This window comes from Pelomonas parva (genome assembly GCF_043555835.1).
Classification (GTDB): Bacteria; Pseudomonadota; Gammaproteobacteria; order Burkholderiales; family Burkholderiaceae_C; genus Pelomonas; species Pelomonas parva.
In genome coordinates this window covers 1-1,093 of sequence record NZ_JBIGHV010000025.1, presented here as the reverse complement: position 1 = coordinate 1,093, position 1,093 = coordinate 1, and the positions used below count along the sequence as shown (strand labels likewise).

Here is a 1,093-nt window from a genome sequence, read left to right as displayed (position 1 = left end):
TCAGTTGTTCCACCGCGCTTCGCGCGTCCCACGACCCATGAAACGGGCGTGTAATTCAGGGGCGGCGTCCGGCGCAGAGGTCGGTTCGTACTTGGTGCTTCGAGCTCGTATTTCAGTTGGACCCGCGGCCTCACGAGCACCCCGCACTGTCGCCACGGGCCTTGCGCCCCGGAGCACGCACTTCAGAGTTCGATGATGTGGGCCGCATGCCGATGTCGCCGCACCTTGGAGGTCAGCATGGATGTCATCTACCCGCGCTGCGCGGGGCTGGACGTACACAAGCAAACGGTCGTGGCGTGTGTGCGCGTTGCAGGGGCTACGGCGCTTGTGCAGGAGGTACGCACGTTCGGCACGACGACCACCGATCTGCTGGCGCTGGCGGATTGGCTGGAATCCTTCGGCGTGCAGCAGGTCGCCATGGAAGCCACGGGCGTCTACTGGAAGCCGGTTTGGCACATCCTGGAGGAGTCCTTCGAGCTGATTCTGGCCAACGCCGCTCACGTCAAGAACGTGCCGGGGCGCAAGACCGACGTCAACGACTCGATGTGGCTGGCGGATCTGCTGGCCCACGGCTTGATCCGCGCAAGCTTCGTGCCCCCGGCGGCCGTGCAGGAACTGCGCACGCTTACCCGTACCCGCAAGCAGTTCGTGCGTGAGCGCGCCGCGCATGTGCAGCGCATCGAGAAGCTGCTCGAAGACGCCAACATCAAGCTGTCCAGCGTGATCACCGATATCATCGGCAAGAGCGGACGTGCGGTGCTCAAGGCACTCATCGAGGGTCAGACCGATCCCGAGCAACTGTTGGCATGTGTCGGTCGCGTCAAGGCCAGCCGTGCCGAGCTTCTCGAAGCGCTGCGTGGTCGCGTCAGTGCACATCACCGCTTCATGCTCAAGCTGCACCTCGGGCACATCGAAACGCTTGATCAAACGATCGCCTCCATCGAGAAGGAGGTGGGCCAGGGGCTCGAACCGTTTCGACAAGCCGCCAAGCTGCTGAGCACGATGCCCGGCATCAGCGACGTCAGCGCCAACGTCGTCGTTGCAGAGATTGGCATCGATATGTCGCGCTTCCCCACGCCCGGCCATCTGTTGT

1 protein-coding gene is annotated in these 1,093 nt (G+C 63.6%); it reads left to right on the top strand.

Annotated features, from left to right (window positions below):
• Positions 1-237 precede the first annotated feature (237 nt).
• Positions 238-1,093, top strand: an 856-nt coding sequence (locus ACG00Y_RS28755) for an IS110 family RNA-guided transposase (RefSeq protein WP_394485077.1), incomplete at its 3' end; no start/stop codon positions are given.